Here is a 19585-nt window from a genome sequence, read left to right as displayed (position 1 = left end):
TGAGCTGAACTGGCCGTTGTGTTGACGACGTGTGTGGCGGCGGGCTGCGGTTGCGGTAGCCATGGCGTATCGGGGTCTGTGATCGGGGCTGCCTGATCGCAGACCCCGTTTCATGTTTTCGCCATTACCGCCTGGCTGCGGTACCGGGCCACGGCTTCCCGCGTCTCGCCGAGAGCGCAATCGCGGATTCGTGTTGGCACTCTCGCCCCGAGAGTGCTAATCTCACAGTTAGCACTCAAGGTGCGAGAGTGATAAACGGCAGCTGACGGCCGGGTCATGCATCGTGCCATGCAGTGGAAAACTGGAATATTTAGCCATTTGGAGGACAAACACACCATGGCAAAGATCATTGCGTATGACGAGGAAGCTCGTCAGGGAATGCTGCAGGGCCTCGATAAGCTGGCCAACACCGTCAAGGTCACGCTGGGCCCGAAGGGCCGCAACGTCGTGCTCGACAAGACCTACGGCGCACCGACCATCACCAACGATGGTGTTTCCATCGCCAAGGAAATCGACCTGGACGATCCGTACGAGCGCATCGGCGCCGAGCTGGTCAAGGAAGTCGCCAAGAAGACCGATGACGTCGCAGGCGACGGCACCACCACCGCAACCGTGCTGGCCCAGTCCCTCGTGCACGAAGGCCTGAAGAACGTAGTCGCCGGCTCCAACCCGATCGCGCTGCGTCGCGGCATCGAGAAGGCCACCGACGCCATCGTCAAGGAACTCGTCGCAGCCGCCAAGGACGTCGAGACCAAGGATCAGATCGCTGCCACCGCAACGATCTCCGCTGCCGATCCTGAGGTTGGCGAGAAGATCGCCGAGGCTCTGGACAAGGTTGGCCAGGACGGCGTCGTGACCGTTGAGGACAACAACCGCTTCGGCCTGGATCTGGACTTCACCGAGGGCATGCGCTTCGACAAGGGCTACATCGCTCCGTACTTCGTCACCAACGCCGACGATCAGACCGCAGTGCTCGAAGAGCCGTACATCCTGCTGACCTCCAGCAAGCTGTCCTCCCAGCAGGACGTGGTCCACATCGCCGAAATGGTGATGAAGACCGGCAAGCCGCTGCTGATCATCGCTGAGGACGTCGACGGCGAAGCGCTGCCGACCCTGATCCTGAACAACATCCGTGGCACCTTCAAGTCCTGCGCCGTCAAGGCTCCGGGCTTCGGCGATCGCCGCAAGGCCATGCTGCAGGATATGGCTATCCTGACCGGCGGCCAGGTCGTGTCCGAGGAGCTGGGTCTGAAGCTCGACTCCATCGACATGTCCGTGCTGGGCTCCGCCAAGAAGGTCATCGTCTCCAAGGACGAGACCACCATCGTGTCCGGCGCCGGCTCCTCCGAGGATGTCGCCGCTCGCGTGGCTCAGATCCGTGCCGAGATCGAGAACACCGATTCCGATTATGACCGCGAGAAGCTGCAGGAACGCCTGGCCAAGCTGGCCGGTGGCGTTGCCGTGATCAAGGTTGGCGCTGCCACCGAGGTCGAGGCCAAGGAGCGCAAGCACCGCATCGAAGACGCCGTGCGTAACGCCAAGGCTGCTATCGAGGAAGGCCTGCTGCCTGGTGGCGGTGTGGCTCTGGTTCAGGCTGCCGCCAAGGCCGAGAAGGACGAGGCTGTGACCTCCCTGACCGGCGAAGAGGCAACCGGTGCCGCCATCGTGTTCCGCGCCATCGAAGCCCCGATCAAGCAGATCGCCGAGAACTCCGGTGTGTCCGGTGACGTGGTGTTCAGCAAGGTTCGTGAACTGCCTGACGGCCAGGGCTTCAACGCCGCGACCGACGAGTACGAAGACCTGCTGGCCGCCGGTGTGACCGACCCGGTGAAGGTGACTCGTTCCGCTCTGCAGAACGCCGCCTCCATCGCCGGCCTGTTCCTCACCACCGAAGCCGTTGTGGCCAACAAGCCGGAACCGCCGGCAGCTGCCCCGGCTCAGAACGCCGACATGGGCTACTGATCCCGCAGCTGGGCAACGCCCCGCGTAGGGATTGATACAGCTCAGACCGCTCGCAGCGGACTCTGAAAGCTAACGAATGGGTCTCCCGTGCATTGTGCACGGGAGGCCCATTGTCGTTGTTGTGCGGCCGTTGTTGTGCGACTGGCGTGATGCTGCAACCGCCCGCGCCTGGTGCAAATACTGCGGGGTTCGTGACAATCTCCGTGACTGAAGTGACAGATTCTGTCACTTCAGTCACGGAGATTGTCACTTTCACTGCAGAACGTGTCACTAAGTCCGCAGTACTTCGATGCATTCGCGCTGTTACTGCGCGAACAGGCGGGATGCGGCCGTCTCCGCCTCGGCATACACCGTGGAGGCCTGCGTCAGCGACCGCTGGATCGATTCGAGCGAGGCCTCCATCTGCTGCTGCGCGGCCCGCCATTGCGCTGCGACCGCACTGAATTGCGTTGCGGCCGACCCGCGCCATACGCCTTGCAACGTGTTGAGATTGGAATACATGCCGGCCACCGCCTGTCTGATCTGGCTCACCGAGGCCTGCACCGCCGCGCTGGAAGATTGGATCTGTTCGGAATCGACTTGATACTGAGGCATCATTGTCTCCTTATGTGTCAGTTGTATAGGTTTTGTCTGGTTATTTGGGTTGTTGCGGTGATTGTCACGGCGGGTCCGCCCGCCGTGCCGGTTCCGTAGGTGGTTTTTGGCTTCTGTAGGTGGTTGGCCGGGATATCGGCATTTCAGAAAGCCGCACAATAGCGGCTTTCCGAACACCGTGTACTTGGTCAACTACCTACGGAACGGTCAAACCACCTACGGAAGCCGGGCCAATGCTCCAAATCGCCTGACGGGCCGTTGTCTACCCGTCAAATACGGACAATCTGGCGTGCATTGTGGAGTTATTGCCGAGCCGGTCGACGTTTAGCCGAGCCGGTCGGTATGGTGGAGTGTATGACATTCGAAGCGTTGAACGACGAAAAATCAGGTGCTGTGGTCGGAACTCCCCGCATCGGCGTGTCGCAGGCCGCGAAATGGCTTGTTTGCATGGTTCTTGCGCTGATGTGCGCGTTGTGGATAACCCCGTGCGCCTTCGCCGAAGGCGAGGGAACGCTTACGGAGAACATCACCGATCCGCAGAACCTGCTCGGTTCAAACGTTTCCGCGGTCACCGACAAGATCAAGGAAACCAAGCAGCAGGCCGGCGTCACGGTGCGCTTGCTGTATGTGGAGAGCTTCGGCACCGAGGTGAAGCCTACGCAATGGGCGAGCGGCGTGCTCGAATCGCTGAGCCCGAAGCCGAACACTGTGCTGCTGGCGGTGGCTTCCGGCGACGGCAAGCTGGTGGTGGTCGCCTCGTCGAATTCCGATGCATGGCTGAGCAACACGAAAACCGTGGATTCGCTGAGCGAGGCCGCGACCGACAAGCTGGCGAAGAGCGGCGCGCAGGATTGGTCCGGTGCCGCGATCGCCATGATGGACCAGATCATGCTGCTGAAGAAGACCTCCACGTCGTGGTCGCTGTCGAAGTGGGGCATAATCGCCCTGATCTGCGTGCTGGTGGTGCTGATTGTGGGCACGATCGTGTTCGTGGTGGTTCGCAACAGCCGCAGGCGCAAGGAAGCCGAACAGGATGCGGCGCGTGCGGCCGCCGGCAAGCGCACCAGGGCGAACCGCAGGGGGCATGCGGTCGGCTATGGGACTTCGCCCAAGTCAGACAGGCCCGCCAAGCGTTCCCGCGACAGGCGCAACAAGGGCAGAAAGAAGGCCGATGAGCCGGCCATTGAAACCAATACGGTTGCGCAAGCTGATGATGAGGGCACGAGTGCACAGAACGTCGATGCCGCCGAAAACACGACTGTTGCAGGTGCTGCCGATGCTGCGACCGGCGAAACGGCCACTGTTTTCGCCGAGCCTCTGAGTACCGCCGGTGCGGACACCAAATTCATGCCGGAATCCGAGTCCAATGCGCAGCCCGAGCCGGATGCGCAGTCTGAAATAGCCGAACCGGAACCCGTCAAGTCCGAATCCGAACCAGCCGGTTCCGAACCAGCCGAATCCCAGCCCGCCGAATCCCAGCCCGCCGAATCCCACGAGGCAAAGAAGAAGCACTCCGGCTTCCACCTGTTCGGCAAGGCAGGCAAGGCCGATGATGAGCAGGGCGGCGAGCGGCACGGCAGAAAGCGCAGGCACGGAGGTGCCGGCAGCGGCGAAGAGCCGAAGAACGCCGCAGAATCCGTCGACAGCGTTGACGACAACGGCGGCAGCGAGGGCTCCGAGAATGCCGAGCCCGCTTCCACCGGCACCGCCGAACCGCTGTTCCACGCGGGCGACTCGTTCATGCCGGGCGACGGTTCCGTGGATCAGTCCGTGTCCGACGACATCGAGGCCATGTTCGCGCGTCCGTTCATTCCCGGAACGCAACGGCCCGGCGACGAGGACTGAACGTTCTCAGGTTCCCGCCCAATCAGGCAGCCAATAGAAAAGTCCTGTGGCACCCGCATCCGTGCGGTCAGCCACGGGCTTTCCCATACCTGTCGCCGCATTGGCGCGTCCATATATTCAATCGCAAAAGATGCATGAAAATTCAGAAGACATTCAGGAAACCTACAGACTTGCGGTTCATGCTGGAGGCATGAGCAAGCCTACTGAAGCATCGATTGTTGTTGTTGACGACGAGCCGTCCATCCGCGAACTGCTGGTGGCATCCTTGCATTTCGCGAACTTCGAAGTCTCTACCGCAGCCTCCGGCTCGGAAGCCATCGAAGTCATTGAAAAAGTCCAGCCCGATCTCATCGTGCTCGACGTCATGCTCCCGGATATCGACGGATTCACCGTGACCCGTCGCATTCGCCAGGAAGGCATCAACGCCCCGGTCCTGTTCCTCACCGCCCGCGACGATACGCAGGACAAGGTGATGGGGCTCACGGTAGGCGGCGACGATTACGTTACCAAGCCGTTCAGTCTCGAAGAGGTCGTGGCCCGTATCCGCGCCATTCTGCGCCGCACGCGCGAGCAGACCGAAGAGGATCCGATCATTCGCGTGGGCGATCTGGAAATCAACGAGGATTCGCACGACGTGACCCGCGCAGGCCAGTCCATCGACCTGAGCCCCACGGAATACAAGCTGCTGCGTTACCTGATGGACAACGCCGGCCGTGTGCTGAGCAAGGCTCAGATTCTCGATCACGTGTGGCAGTACGACTGGGGCGGGGACGCCGCGATCGTGGAAAGCTACATCTCGTATCTGCGCAAGAAGGTCGACGGAATCGAGGTGACTGACGAGAACGGCGAGAAGCACAAGGTGACCCCGCTGATCGAAACCAAGCGTGGCATCGGCTACATGATTCGAGAGCCGCGCTCATGACGTTACCGCAACACGAACCGAACGTTCCGAATAATCCGAACGATTCGAATGTTTCAGTCGAGCCGAATGGCTCAAATGTTCCGAACGATTCGAATGATTCCAACGATGCCGATACGCGCCTGACCGCTGCGGCGGCCGTTCCGGCGGCGTCGGATGCTCCCATTGGCGGTGGTGCCCCAGCCGGTGCCGCCGCCAATGCGGCATCTGCGGGTGCAGGCTCTGCCGACCCTGCTATGCGGAACGTGCAGGGAACCGCCGCTCCCGCCAGCGACGGCATGCCCACGGTCGGCATTCCGTTCGCCAACCAGGGTGCAGCGACCAATCCGACTAATCCCATCAATCCCGCCAATCCGGTCGACCCGGCCAATCCAAACAATCCAGGCGTGCCCTCCGATCAGGGCAAAACCTCCAATCCGCCCAAAAAGAGCCGATTCGCATGGTTCTGCAAACAAGGCCAGGCCGGCACGCGCCAAGCCAAAGCCACAGCGACGGCCGGCGCGGAAGCCTTCAAAGCCAAGCATCGCAGGCTCGCCAAACTCTTCTTCTACAAATTCGACCGGTTCTCGCTGAGCACCAAACTCGTGGCCTGCACGCTCGTCGTGCTCATCGTCGGCACGGTCGGCATCTCCACCGCCATCCGCCAACTGGTCAGCAGCTACCTGCTGCAGAAAACCGACAACCAGCTCATCTCACAGCGCTCGCTGATCCTGAGCAACACCACCATGCTGCGCGGCTCCAACAACCAATCCAGCGGCATGGGCAACAACTACTTCCTGCAAGTGCGCTATGTGGAAAACGGCGAATTCACCGGCAAAGTAAGTACCCCGCTCGTGCCTTCCGTCGCGGGTCTCGCCGGCAATTCCATCGTGTCCATGCCCAAACTGCCCAGCAACGACCAGCTCACCGACGACATGTACGGTAAGCCGTTCACCACGGGAGCCGTGCTGCGCACCGTGACGAACGATACGAACGGCGGATTCGATTTTGGCGGCGTGGACGCGGTGCCGAACGACGACGGTGATACCGGCAACAGCGGCAACGGCGGCGAAGGCGGCCGATTCGCCTCCAGAAGCAACGTGCTGCAGGCCGCACGATCGCCATGGCGCGTAGCCGCATTCAAATGGGTTGAACCCGACAGCAAAAACAACGAAACCGTCAAAGGCGTGGTGTTCATCGGCCTGTCGCTATCCGACCAGATCGACATCATCAACACCCTCACCCAATACTGCATCACCGTAGGCATCGCCATCGTGCTGCTCGGCGGCTCGCTTTCCGCGCTCATCATCCGCCGCACCCTGCGTCCGCTGAAACGCATCGAGAAAACCGCCGCCCAGATCGCGGCCGGCGACCTGAGCCAGCGCGTGCCGCCCGCGCCCGAAAACACGGAAGTCGGCTCGCTCTCCGCCTCGCTGAACACCATGCTCGCGCGCATCGAACGCAGCTTCCACGAGCAGGAGCAGACCACCGAGAAAATGAAGCGCTTCGTCTCCGACGCAAGCCACGAACTGCGCACGCCGCTCGCCGCGATCCACGGGTATGCGGAGCTGTACACCATGCAGCGCGATTTGCCGGGAGCGTTGGAACGCGCCGACGAATCCATCGCCCACATCGAACGCTCCAGCCAGCGCATGACCGTGCTCGTCGAAGACCTGCTCTCGCTCGCGCGCTTGGACGAAGGCCGTGGCATCGACATGACGCAGCAGGTGTCGCTCACCTCGCTGGTGGCGGACGCGACCGACGACCTGCACGCGCTCGACCCCGAACGCGAAGTCACGCGCGGCACCGTGGTGCTCAAGCCGGCCGACGGCGAACATCCCTGCACGCTGGAAGTCGAGGACGGGCAATTGCAGCCGATCAGTCTGATCGGCGACGCCTCCAGACTGCGCCAGGTGGTGACGAACATCATCGGCAACGTGCACCGCTACACGCCATCCGATTCGCCGGTACGCGTGTCGATGGGCACCATGCTCGCCTCGATCGACCAGCACACGCTGGCCACCTTGCCACCCAGCGACGCCTCGTTGCGGCAGTTCCTCGACGCGGCCGAAGTCGGGCAAAGCATGTCCACCGGAACCGCGTACGCCGTGCTGCGATTCGAGGACCATGGGCCGGGGGCGCCGGCAGAGACGCGCTCGCAGCTGTTCGAACGCTTCTACACCGCGGATCCCTCGCGTGCGCGTGCCAAGGGCGGAACCGGCTTGGGCCTTGCCATCGCGCTGTCGGTGGTGAAGGCGCATCAGGGCTTCATCTGCGCCACGGAGACGCCGGGCGGCGGTTTGACGTTCACCATTGTGCTGCCGTTGACGCATCTTGACGATGGCGTTGGCGGGGCTGGTGCGGCTGGTTCTGCTGGTATGGCTGGCAGTGCTGCTGGTGCTGGCGTGGCTGGCACTGGTGTTGCCGGGGGCGGTGTGGCTGGCGGTGCTGGTGCTGCTGGTGCTGCTGGTGCGGCTGGTGTCGGCAGTGCCGGTTCGGCTGGTAGGCCCGGTATGGCAGCCGGCTCGGCCGGCGTGCCTGGCTCGGCTATGACCGGCTCGGCTGGCGTCAAATAGTCCCTCGCAATAGCACCGCACCTATCCCGTCATCCTCTCTCGTGTAGCCATTCCCGGTCCCATTCCGGGTTTGGCTCCGCTGGGGTATCCTGTGCGTGGCTGTTTCGGATGCATCCCTTCTTTTGCCACGCTGAGGGATGCTGAGTGGGGCCGTTTTGGGATGTGCCCCGACTTTGGCCACGTTGGATGATGTTGTGTAGGGCTGTTCCGGGGTGTGGTCCGGGAGCGGCTACGCTGAGGGATACTGTGCAGGGCTTGTTTTGGCTGGCATCCGGTTTTAGCTACGCTGGGGTTTCCTGTGCGTGACCATTCCCGGGTGATGTCCGGGTTTGGCCACGCTGGGGCGTCTTATGTGTGGCCGGATGCGGGTGAGCCCCTGCTTTAGCTTCACTGGCTTATCCCTGGCGTAGCTGTATCGGATCTCCGTCCGCGTCCGCACTCGCATCTGCGTCCGCACTCGCGTCCGCGTCCGCACCCGCGTTTGCCCGTGGGCGTACCCACTCTGGTATCCATACGGAGCTTGCGCTAAAATAAATCGGTTAATGTTTTTTCGGATGTAAGAAAGCGAGAGTGCGCAATGCCCACCGGTCGAGTTCGTTGGTTTGACGCCGCTAAGGGGTACGGCTTCATCGCCAGTGAGAAAGGCGAGGACGTGTTCCTGCCTGCGGCCGCTTTGCCCGCTGGAACCACCACGCTGCGTAAGAACGCCAAGGTGGAATATGCCGTGATTGCAGGTCGTAGGGGGCCGCAGGCCATGGATGTGAAGCTGATCGCATCCGGTCCGTCGATGGTCAAGGCCAACCGCCCGAAGCCGGACGATATGGCCGCGATCTGCGAAGACCTTATTAAGATGTTGGATTCTGCAGGCAACACGCTGCGTCGTCATCATTACCCGGCTCCCGCTGAGAGCCGGAAGTTGGCGACGTTGCTGCGTGCAGTGGCCGACAATTTCGACGTACAGGACTGATTGAGGACTGATTTATGACCGAAGCTGCAGAAGTTCTTGATCCGCAGATGCCGTCTGAGCAGCCGGATCCGCGCGATCTTGCCCGTGCGGTGGCCATGAGTGTGGCCGACGAGCCCGAGCAGGTGGGCGAGGTCGTCAATGCCATCGAGCTTGACGACAATGTGACGGATTTCCGTCTGGCCGCGAGCGTGCGCGGATATGAGGGCTGGCAGTGGTCGGTGACGTTGTACCACGATGTTGAAGTGGGCACGTGGACGGTGAACGAGTCGTCGCTGGTGCCTACGGATGATGCGTTGATGCCGCCCGCGTGGGTTCCGTGGAAGGACAGGTTGGAGCCGACTGATCTGGCACCGACCGATTCCATTGGCACCGATCCCGACGATCCGCGTCTTGAGGGCGGCTTCCGTAAGACCGAACCGGTTGCGGGCGCGTCTGCGGGCGAAACCGAGCAGTCGGGCGATAAGGCGGAAGTAGCCGGATCGTCCGAGCCGATTGCCGATAAGACAGAACAGTCCGAATCGGTTGAATCGACGGACGAACAGACGCAGGATGCCACGGAATCCGAGGAAGCGGCGAAGTCCGAAGAATCCGCGGAAACGCAGGGAACCGAGAACACTCCGGAATCCGCTGAATCAGCTGAAACTGCCGAATCTGCCGGAACCGCCGAGTCCCAGGCACCTCAGGAATCCCTGGAAAGCGAGGAGGCTGCCAAGGCCGCCGCACAGGCCGAGGAAACCGAAGAAATCGTCGAGGAATTCCAGCTATCCCGCCGCCATGTGCTGTCTCCGAAGGGTCGTGCCCAGGTGGCGAAGCGCTGGTATGAGGGCCCGCGCGGTCCGAAGGCGATGTCCACCAAGACCGCGGACGGCAACCTGTGCTCCACGTGCGGGTTCTTCGTGCCGTTGCAGGGCGATCTGAATCGTATGTTCGGCGTGTGCGCGAACAAGTGGAGCCCGGATGATGGCCGCGTGGTGTCGATCGACCATGGGTGCGGCGAGCATTCCGAGATCGAACCGCCGGAGCCGACCCATCTGTGGGTGCAGTCGAAGCCTGCATACGACGATTTCCATATCGATGTGATTGCGCAGAAGCCGCGTGACGAGCGTGGCGCGGTCGAGGCCATCGAGCAGCTGGATGAGGATGCGCAGGATTCGGATGAGGCTACGGAAGAGGATATTCTGGCCAACACCGAGCCGGACACCGGTGATGATGAGCCGAACGAGACCCAGCCTGCCGGCGTGGAGGCTTCCGCCGAGTTGGAGGCTGTGATTGCCGTTGGCGAAGGCGATGGCGATTCGGACGAGAATGAGGGCGAGGAGTCTGTGGAGGCTAAGGAGTCCGCAGAGACCGCTGAATCTGCTGAGGGTGCTGAGGGCGAGGTATCTGCTGAGCCTATTGAGCCTACTGGGCCCGTTGAGACTGAAGAAACTGCTGAGACCGGAGAGCCGCGCGACGCCGGGGAGTCGGTGAAGCCGGAAGAGTCGGAAGAGTCTGTGGCGTCTGCCGAATCGGGCGAGTCCGGGGATGCCGGCGAATCCGAGGAATCTGCTGAGGCCGCGGAGGCCGTTGCCCAATCGACTGAGTCTGCTGAACCGGCTGAAGATGCCGAACCGGTCGAACCGGCTGCGGCTGAAGCTGTTGAGCCCGCTGAGCCAGCCGAAGTTGCTGAGCCTGACGAGCCGGGCGAATCTGACAAGCTGAATAAGTAAATACTGCGAGCAAGTAATACTGCGCGTAACGGTGGTTTGTCTCTGCCTGCTGGCGTGCGGGGATTGGCGTTGTTTGTGGCATGTGGCGTAGTGGGTCGCGCTGAATCGTGATGATTCGGTGCGACCTTTTGCATAGGCATAGGCAGGTTGCCGGGCAGGTTGCTGGGCAGGCGTTGCATGAGTGGCGGTCAGGCGTCGCATAGGTATGCGGCTATGTGGCGCGGCTGTAGAGCGTAGATGGTGTGGTCGGGTGCGGGCTGGGGGAGTGTGCTGCAATACGGGGGAGTGCGAACCTGTTGCAGGAGGTGAAGGGTGGTGTGTGACGGGGGAATTGGTGGGGGGGGGGTGGAGGATAGGTGATGACAACGCTATCATTTGGTGGTAAAAAGTCGCTATAAAAAAAATAGGCAAAACGTCAATAGTTGTTGGATGCAAGTGATGAATATATAGACAAATAGGTACAATTTATCTATTGTTTTTCCGGTGAACCCAAGAAAAATAACACTGCTAAACAGCTTTATAAGGCGGTAAAAACCGCGAATTTCCAACGAAAACACATTGCTGTGCCGTTGTGGGGCGGGGGTGGGTGCAAGCAATAAACCAGGATGCAGGGTAAACCCGCTCAACTTGCCGGTTGGTCGATTTGCACAATGCAAACGAACGCTATAATCTTGTATTTTAAGTTTGTGGATAACTAGCGCCGTCATCCCCAAAAGACGTGAAAAAGCGTTGCCGAAGGGGTGCTAATGGGAACGATGGCATAGGGACAGGAACTAGGAGCATTAGACATGAGGCATCAGGTGGAACGGCTGAAGCACGTAGCGCTGAGACAGGGGGTCAAGCCTGCGCGTGCACTGACTGCGGCATTCGTCGCCATCGGCATGATGGTGACCGGTTCCGTCGTCCTCGGCTCCTCCACCGCCAACGCCGACGGTGGTCACAATAACGGTGCGATCTGCACGCCAAAGTCCGTGAGCTTGGGGACAGACACCGGCGTTGGAACGGAAGATACTGGCATCGCCACGTATGCAGGTGGCGATATGTATGTGGGTCAGAAGGTTTCTGGCGACATGAACAACACCTCGGGTCCTGCTGGTTCATATGCTGCTGAAGCCGAAGGCCTGACCGCAGTGAACGGCAAGCTGCTCATGCACCCGCTTAAGGGTCTATGGACTTCGTACTACACGGATAAAGATGGCGCGAAGAACGGCTATATCAAGGATTACAAGGGCTTCCGATTCGGCATTGTGGGCTTCGGTGGCCAGTACCGTCCGAAAACGGGTTCTTCTACACTTGAGGTGAGAGGCAACAGCTCCGATAGCAGCATCGGCTGGGTTGGCGGTGCGCAGTCTTGGGGTAACGCCGGCTGGATTGGCCAGACTAATCTCAAGGAGCCGAATTACACGGCTAATATCGCTGGCAAAAAGACCACGGTATATGGCGGCTCGTCAAATGATATTCTCGGCAACAGTTCGGGTTCGAGTAATACGAACAAGTACAAGTATAACGATCGTGCATCCGTGTATGTTCCGGAAGGTACACAAGGCACTGTCAACTGGGAACAGAATGACAATCAGATTGGTTCCACAGGCGAGACGTTCGATGGTTTCGGCTCGTATATCAAGACCTTGTCGGGCAACCTGAGCAACCTCAGTAAGCAGCAGTCGGAGAGCGTCTATGTGGCTGACGCTAAGACAACTACCGGCAGCGAGTACTACAACGATCTGGTACGCGCCAAATTCGATGGCACATATAGCTTCAAGATCAGCAGCGGGCACGAGAAGATCATCGAATTCGTGGGCAATGGCACATCCTCCATGCAGGTGTTCAATCTGCCGGCAAACATGCTCAATGATTCTTCTTCGTATACTGGTGTTAGTTTCTCGTTCAAGAAGATTCCGGACACTTCTTCCGTGGTCATTAACGTGACCGGTGGGAAAGTGGATTTCCACAACGGTTGGCGGTTCTGGTGGACCGACACGAATAACACCACGAAGGAATTGGGCGGTTCGTACACTGACGGTGATTACGCCAAGCGTGCTCAGCAGATTATGTGGAACTTTGCCGATGCCAGCAGTGTGACCATTCGTGGTGGCCAGGGTTCGGGCACAACAACACGTAAGGATGCAAACTCCGCTGCGGAGAAAAAAGATGGTGTGTGGGATGGTTCTTTCCCTCTGACGACGAATGACGATCCGGCTGCAGGCATGCTGGGCAGCATTCTTGTTCCGAATGGTAGTTTCGAATCGCATGTAAGCACCAACGGCCGCGTGTGGGTCGGTGGTAATTATGCTATGTACAACCCGGCTGCAGTCGGTAATACTGGCCAAAATGGCAAATTCTACGAGTTTGTCAATTACGAGCGCAGCCACTCCGCTTCGGCTCTTGATATGGACCAGGAACGGCATAACCTGCCGTGGAACGGCTCGTACTCCACTTCCTGCGCCGCGATCAAGTGGGATAAGGTCGATGCTGAGGGCACTGCGCTGAAAGGCACTTCGTGGACCGTATACGGCACGAAGGATAACGCTGTAAGCGGCACGAACCCCATCACCACGGTTGCCGATGGCGGCTGGAATGATGCGGATAATGCTGATAACGGCAGTGTCACCCTGGGTAGCTTGGCGAAGAACGCCACATATTATGTGAGGGAAAGCGGCACTGGCAGCAGCCAGTATGCGCTGAACACGAACATTTATCGCATTGTTACTCAAGACAGCACGGATACTGTTTCAACCATCGACAAGGTGTACACCGCTGCTGGTGCTGAGATTACCGATGACACCGCCAAACAGTTGCACAAGGGCGCCATTGTTAACGTGAGTGCCGGCACCTCCATCGCATGGTCGAAGGTTGATGCAGAAGACCAGAACGCGTTGCTTGCGGGTTCCACTTGGGAGTTGACCAAGAAGGGTACTCAGGGGAATCCGGATCAGTCGTGGACCATTACCGATGACGATTCCGACAGCGAGATCGCGCGAATCAAGGTCATGGTTAACGGTCAGGAAGCAACGTCGTGGAAGTTCACTGATGCATCTCCTGTAAGCATTACCTATGTTGCCGTGGATAAGAACGGCAACGAGCTCGCCACAAAGGTGGAGTGGAAGTCCGAGAATCCTGCGGTTGCCGGCATCGCCGATGGCACGCTGCGTCCGTACAGCAACGGCAACACGAATATCGTGTTTACGGCCGGTGACAAGACGCTGACCTTCCCCGTCACCGTGAGCGGCGTTACCGTCGAAAGCTCCGTGCGCATCAACGGGTACACGGAAAGCCAGGAAATCAGCTTGGAACAGGGTAAGACCCTGACGCTGAACGCCACTGTGGCTCCCGAAGGTAACACGGTGAACTGGACGTCAAGCAACACGGATGACGTTTCCGTAAGCCCCGCAACCGGCACTGCCGTTACCGTGACCGCCAAGAATGTGACTTCAGGTTACGTGACCATCACTGCGACCGAGCCGCGTGGCGGGGAGAAAGCCACTCTGAAGATCAAGGTGACCGAGCCGATGGTCTCCGTGTACTTCAAGAAGACGAATGTGTCTTGGAACGCGTATTGGCTGAAATATAAGAAGAGCACGGATGGTTCTGGCTGGAGCGGTGACGTGCAGAGTTCCAGCGCTTGCGGGGACTACGTGCGTTTCCAGCTGCCGAAGAGCTCGGTTGTTGCTAATTATGAGTTCTATCTCGGGAATGCCCAGGGGTGGAATCTGACATCAGACAATATCTATCAGGCAACGAACAAAACTAACTTTAAGTTCACTGGGAACTCCGTGCAGGTAGTGGAAGCGTACAACAACTACCAGAGTTCGACTGTTCCCTCCGGTTGCGCGGCGACCAGCGCATACGTGGAGAACGGTTCCCGTCGTTCCGCTGTGAAGAACGCGGTGTTCTACGACCAGCCCGTGGTGCGTGCCGTTGCAGACACGACCGCCAAGGCTGCCGGCACGTTGCCGGACGAAGATCCGAAGGCCGGTCAGTTCAAGGTCTCTAACCTTACGGACGGTACCTACACGCTGAAGGAAACGGGAGCGCCGAATGGTTTCGACGCCAGCAAGGCGAAGACCTACACCATCGTCATCACGAACGGGCAGATTACGAGTTCCGACCTTCCCAGTGCGGTCGAGAACCCGCGTCTTACCGGTAAGGTGACCTGGAAGAAGACCGACGATTCGAGCGATGCGAAGCTGCTGTCCGGCTCCGAATGGAAGCTGTACAAGACCAAGAGCTTCACTTGGAACAACGGTAACGCCGAATACAAGGATGGCGACAGCACTACGCCTATCGCAACTATCAAGGATTGCGTTGACACCAGCGAGATGACCTGCTCTACTCAAACGGAACAGTACGCTGATCGCAACGGCGAAGCCGGCAAGTTCGAGCTCGTCGGCCTTGACTGGGGCGAATACCAGTTGGTCGAGTCCAAGGCTCCCGACGGGTACAACATCGACAAGACTCCGCACGTATTCCGCATCGGCCCGGCTGAAGGCGCGAACGTGAAGGGCAAGTGGTACACGTCTTCCGGTTTCAAGCCGGAGACTACCGCCGATTACAAGGAGTCCGCCGCATTCACCGTTGAGGGCGGATCCATCACCAACACTCCCGGCGCCGTGCTGCCTGGCACGGGCGGCGAGGGACTGAACAAGATTTACGCTGCGGGCCTGCTCGCAGTGACGGTTGCCGTGGCCGGTCTGGCCCTGAGCCTCAGGAGGCGGCAGCTATGAATATCGACTCTGTGAGAGGGGAGGGCGGCCCGTAGCTGGTCTATCATGATCGCCCTTCCCAGGGCTTACAACTTCATATCAGGGAAGATATAACCAACAAAGTAAAGGAAAAAGAAACACAATGAATAAGGTATTCAAGAGCCTTGTTGCCGTGGCGGCCACCGCGGCAATGGCCGTTGCCGGTTTCGCCGGCGCCGCCAGCGCAACTGCGGCCGAGAACACTGTGAACGTCACAGTTCCTACTTCCGAAAACCTGAAGGGCCACACCTACACTGCATACCAGATTCTTACTGGTAGCCAGGCGACCACCGGTGGTGCACTTGGTTCCACTACTTGGGGCACCGGTATCGATGCGGATGCTTTCCTTGCAGCGCTGAAGGCAGACAAGACCATTGGCCAGTACTTCACGAATGTGGAGACCTCCGACCAGTTTGTCGCCGCTCTCGGTAATAGCGCCAACTTCCCGCCCAATGGAAGCAACACCAATATCGTCGCTAAGCTTGCTCTGGCAAACAAGACGACTGATGGCACCGTTCTGGCCAGCGGAGCCAACGCCTTGGCCAAGGGCTACTACCTGATCGTCGATTCGACCGCTGACGGCCAGACCGTGTACAACCCGGCCGTGCTCGCTATCACCAGCGACATCACCATCAGCGACAAGACTGACGTTCCGTCTCTCGTGAAGAAGGTCCAGGAGAACAAGAAGAACATTGCCGATAAGACTTATGGTGATGGCTTCAACGATGTGGCCGACTACAATATCGGCGATGAGGTTCCGTTCCACCTGATCGGTTCCGTGCCGGACATGTCCCAGTACGAGACCTACAAGTACACGTTCTCCGATACTTTGGGCAACGGATTCGACGCACCGACTTCCGTCAAGGTTTACCTGTCTAACGATCAGAAGCTTGATGACTCGGATTCCGACATCACCTCCTCCTTCACCATCTCCAACCCGTTGGCTAATTCCTTCACTGTTTCGACCAACGACCTGAAGACGGTTCCGGGCGTTAATGCATCCGCTCATAACCAGTATGTAATTGTCTCCTACACTGCTAAGCTGAATGCTTCTGCTGAGATTGGTCTGCCTGGCAACGAGAATGAGGCATTCCTTTCTTACTCCAACAAGCCTGATCAGTCCGGCACTGGTGACAACAACACCAACGACACTCCTCACGATAAGGTCATCGTCTTTACCTATGGTCTCAACGGTGCCAAGGTTGATTCCACGAATACTGACAAGAAGCTGAGTGGCGCTGAGTTCAAGCTTCAGAACGCTGCCGGCAAGTGGGTTACCTTTGATGCAAACAAGAAGGTCACTGGATGGGCTGACAGCCAGGAAGCCGGTTCTACACTGACCTCTGATGAGAATGGTAATTTTGGTGTTACTGGCCTCGATGATGGCGAGTACACCCTCGTGGAAACCAAGGCTCCTGAAGGATACAACCTTCCTGCCAAGGGCTTCTCCATCAAGCTCACCGCAAAGACCGCAAATGGCCAAGACTGGAACGGAATCCCGAAGACGGCTCTGACTGATATTGCAGTTACGGTTGATGGCGATGAAGGCACCGGTGACATTACATCGGGTACCGGTTCCATCGTCATCAAGAACGTTCCGGGTTCCTCCCTGCCGTCCACCGGTGGCATGGGCACCACGATCCTGTACGCTGCTGGCGCTGCCATCGTCCTGGTTGCCGCCTTCGGCATCGCCTTCGCTGTCCGTCGTCGCAACGCTCGCTGAGCGTAGCCATGCCGCCAACTAAGGCACGGGCATGAGCCAAGCGTAACGCCGCAGCCCATACGCGCCGCGACCGCACCAGCGATCGCAGTGCGGCTGCGGCCCACGCAACAGTCCAGCCCACGGCGAAAGCCACACAATTCAACATGCACATGACCCGGATCCGGCTACGCACCGGATCCGGCCGTCAGTGCCCAACAGCACACGTCGAGGCAACGTCCTTACGTTACGAATAGCCAGCAAACGCACCAACACGGTTGCCAGTTGTCCGCATCCTAAGGACCCTGACCCAGGAAAACTAGGGAACTTCCGACGAAGGGGAAAGAAATGACAAGCCAAACCAAGAGGGCAGAGATGACAAACAGAACGGCGAAACATCGCATCATCACGGCGTTGTGCTGCGTGTTCGCGCTCATGCTCGCAACCATCGGCTTGAACGCGCCCACCGCCACCGCCGCCGACAACACCGCCACCACGGCATCCGGCGCCGAAGGCAGCATCACCATCACCTACCAGTACCAGGACGCGGCACTCAACAACGCCAGCATCAGCCTGTACCGACTGGCCGACTGGTCCAGCAAAGGCGGCTACACGCCCACCGGCGACTTCGCCAACCACACCGCATACCCGGTGGATTGGGATATCCTCAACGCCGACCAGCAAACCCTGCGCGACTTCGCCAACACCATGGCCGGCTACATCGCTGTAAACAAGCCCGCCACAGCCAGCACCCAGCAGACCGACAGCGCCGGCGTCACCACCTTCAACCAGCTGAGCGACGGCCTCTACCTCGCCGTCGTCGCCCCCTACCAGGGCAACGTGCTCACCTGCCAGACCGCCGCCATGCTCGTCGCCCTGCCGAATGTGCACAAGGATGCCGCCGAACAGCGCACCCTCAGTATCGAACCGAAAGCCGACTGCGCAGTCCCGCCCACCGACACCATCAGCGTTACCAAAGTGTGGAAAGACAAGGATCAGTCCAAGCGCCCCGAAAGCGTGACGATGAACCTGCTGCAAGACGGCAAAATCTACGATTCCATCGTGCTCAACGCGGCCAATGGCTGGAAGCACACGTGGACCAAGCTTGAAACCGGCCACGAATACAACGTTGTCGAAGCCAGCGTGCCCAGCAGTTACAACGCGCTCGTAGACCGCGAGAACAACGATTACACCGTCACCAACACAGCCAAGCCTGAATCCGCCAAAACCGGCGCGAACGTTGCCATCATTGCTGGCATCGTCATTGTGCTCGCCATCGCCGGCATCGCAATCAGCGTGGTAGTGCGCAGGAAGAACAGCGCTGACGACGCCGATGCTGCGGACGCTAGCGTGAATGGTGTGAACGGTGCGAACGGCAACGTGAACGGCGATCAGTCGGTTGCGAACCAGCCCGCTTCGAGCCAAGATAGCGAGTGATGTTCACACCACGCAACCGCCACGCAGACAAACACCAGTCGGAACCTACGGAACCCACTGGAATTTCGGAAGCCCCGGAACTTACAGGAATCCCGGAAAGCCCCGAGTCTTCCGAATCTTCTGAATCTCCTGAAGCGACCATGAGCCGCGTGGAGCGCCGCAAAAAGCGCAACAAAGACAACCTCGGCCTGAACATGCTTATCGGCTTCCTTGTCATTGTGCTTATCGGCGGACTTGGCCTCATCGCCTACCCATCCGTGGCCGACTGGTGGAATCGTATGCACCAGTCCTACGCGGTGGCCGGTTATGTGGCCAAAACCAACGACATGAGTAAAGCGGAGAAGAAAAAACTCCTCGACGCCGCCCACGCCTACAATCTCAAACTCGCCGCCGCCAGCGACCGCTGGCACATGAACGCCACCCAACAAGAGCAGTACAACAACACGCTCGACATCACCGGCACAGGCATCATGGGCTACGTGACCGTGCCGCGCATCAAAGTGAAACTCCCCATCTACCACGGCACCGACGAAGGCGTGCTGCAGGTCGCGGTTGGTCATCTTGCGGGAAGCTCGCTGCCGGTCGGCGGCCCCACCACGCACGCCGTGGTCTCCGGCCACACCGGCCTGCCATCCGCCCGCCTGTTCACCGGCCTGGACGAACTCAAAAAAGGCGACACCTTCGCCTTCCACGTGCTCGACGAAACCTACACGTACCAGGTTGACCAGATCAAAGTGGTATTGCCCAGCGACCTGACCGCGCTCAACATCAGCACGCAGCTTGACTTCGCCACACTCGTCACCTGCACCCCATACGGCGTGAACTCGCATCGACTGCTCGTGCGCGGGCATCGCATCCCCAACCCCGCCACGCCCGACAACACGCGCTACGACGATCCCACCACCATGGTGTTCACCACGATCATCGTGGCATTGCTGGTGCTCGCGGCCCTGATCGCGCTTGGCACCTGGTTCGTGCGCAGCCGCGGTGCCCGCGAATCCACCGGATCGCACAACTCCGGGCGCGCCTACCGCAAGTCACGCCCCAAGCATCGCAGTCCCACGCATCGCAGTCCCAAGCATCGCAGCAAACGCTAGGTGAGTGGAGCGTCCGAGGGGTCGAGGTGGCCTGTCTGAACTGTCTGGACTGTTTGGAT

General features: G+C 59.5%; 11 protein-coding genes. 10 read left to right on the top strand and 1 reads right to left on the bottom strand.

What is annotated here, in order from left to right:
- The first annotated feature begins 336 nt into the window (after positions 1-336).
- Positions 337-1962, top strand: a complete 1626-nt coding sequence (groL, locus tag G1C98_RS08305; protein WP_169080757.1) for a chaperonin GroEL — start codon at positions 337-339, stop codon at positions 1960-1962.
- A 303-nt stretch (positions 1963-2265) separates the two neighbouring features.
- Here the strand turns inward: groL and G1C98_RS08300 are convergent, their stop codons facing one another.
- A complete protein-coding gene (locus tag G1C98_RS08300; protein WP_169080773.1) occupies positions 2266-2556 on the bottom strand; it encodes a WXG100 family type VII secretion target in 291 nt (96 codons plus the stop codon).
- 354 nt (positions 2557-2910) lie between these two features.
- Between G1C98_RS08300 and G1C98_RS08295 the strand changes: the two genes are divergently transcribed.
- The 9 genes from G1C98_RS08295 to G1C98_RS08255 all read left to right on the top strand — a co-directional run bounded on the left by G1C98_RS08295 (position 2911) and on the right by G1C98_RS08255 (position 19526).
- Positions 2911-4401, top strand: a complete 1491-nt coding sequence (locus G1C98_RS08295; RefSeq protein ID WP_169080756.1) for a TPM domain-containing protein — start codon at positions 2911-2913, stop codon at positions 4399-4401.
- A gap of 190 nt (positions 4402-4591) precedes the next feature.
- Entirely contained in the window at positions 4592-5323 is a 732-nt protein-coding gene (locus tag G1C98_RS08290; protein ID WP_169080755.1) for a response regulator transcription factor, read from the top strand.
- On the top strand, positions 5320-7875 hold the full coding sequence (locus tag G1C98_RS08285) for a sensor histidine kinase (RefSeq protein WP_417852308.1): 2556 nt from the start codon (positions 5320-5322) through the stop codon (positions 7873-7875). Before G1C98_RS08290 ends, G1C98_RS08285 begins: the two co-directional genes overlap by 4 nt.
- A 577-nt stretch (positions 7876-8452) precedes the next feature.
- On the top strand, positions 8453-8842 hold the full coding sequence (locus G1C98_RS08280) for a cold-shock protein (protein ID WP_003825066.1): 390 nt from the start codon (positions 8453-8455) through the stop codon (positions 8840-8842).
- 14 nt (positions 8843-8856) lie between these two features.
- Positions 8857-10551, top strand: a complete 1695-nt coding sequence (locus G1C98_RS09490; RefSeq protein WP_169080754.1) for a DUF3027 domain-containing protein — start codon at positions 8857-8859, stop codon at positions 10549-10551.
- A gap of 788 nt (positions 10552-11339) precedes the next feature.
- Entirely contained in the window at positions 11340-15275 is a 3936-nt protein-coding gene (locus tag G1C98_RS08270) for a SpaA isopeptide-forming pilin-related protein (protein WP_169080753.1), read from the top strand.
- A 121-nt stretch (positions 15276-15396) separates the two neighbouring features.
- The gene (locus G1C98_RS08265; protein ID WP_169080752.1) at positions 15397-17016 is read left to right on the top strand and encodes a SpaH/EbpB family LPXTG-anchored major pilin; all 1620 of its coding nucleotides are present in this window, start codon (positions 15397-15399) and stop codon (positions 17014-17016) included.
- A gap of 351 nt (positions 17017-17367) precedes the next feature.
- On the top strand, positions 17368-18429 hold the full coding sequence (locus G1C98_RS08260) for a Cna B-type domain-containing protein (protein WP_169080751.1): 1062 nt from the start codon (positions 17368-17370) through the stop codon (positions 18427-18429).
- 140 nt (positions 18430-18569) lie between these two features.
- On the top strand, positions 18570-19526 hold the full coding sequence (locus G1C98_RS08255) for a class C sortase (protein ID WP_169080750.1): 957 nt from the start codon (positions 18570-18572) through the stop codon (positions 19524-19526).
- Positions 19527-19585: the final 59 nt, after the last annotated feature.

It is taken from the genome of Bifidobacterium erythrocebi, assembly GCF_012932675.1.
Classification (GTDB): Bacteria; Actinomycetota; Actinomycetes; order Actinomycetales; family Bifidobacteriaceae; genus Bifidobacterium; species Bifidobacterium erythrocebi.
The sequence above is the reverse complement of the archived record's forward strand: the minus strand, read 5'-3'. Positions and strand labels throughout refer to the sequence as shown.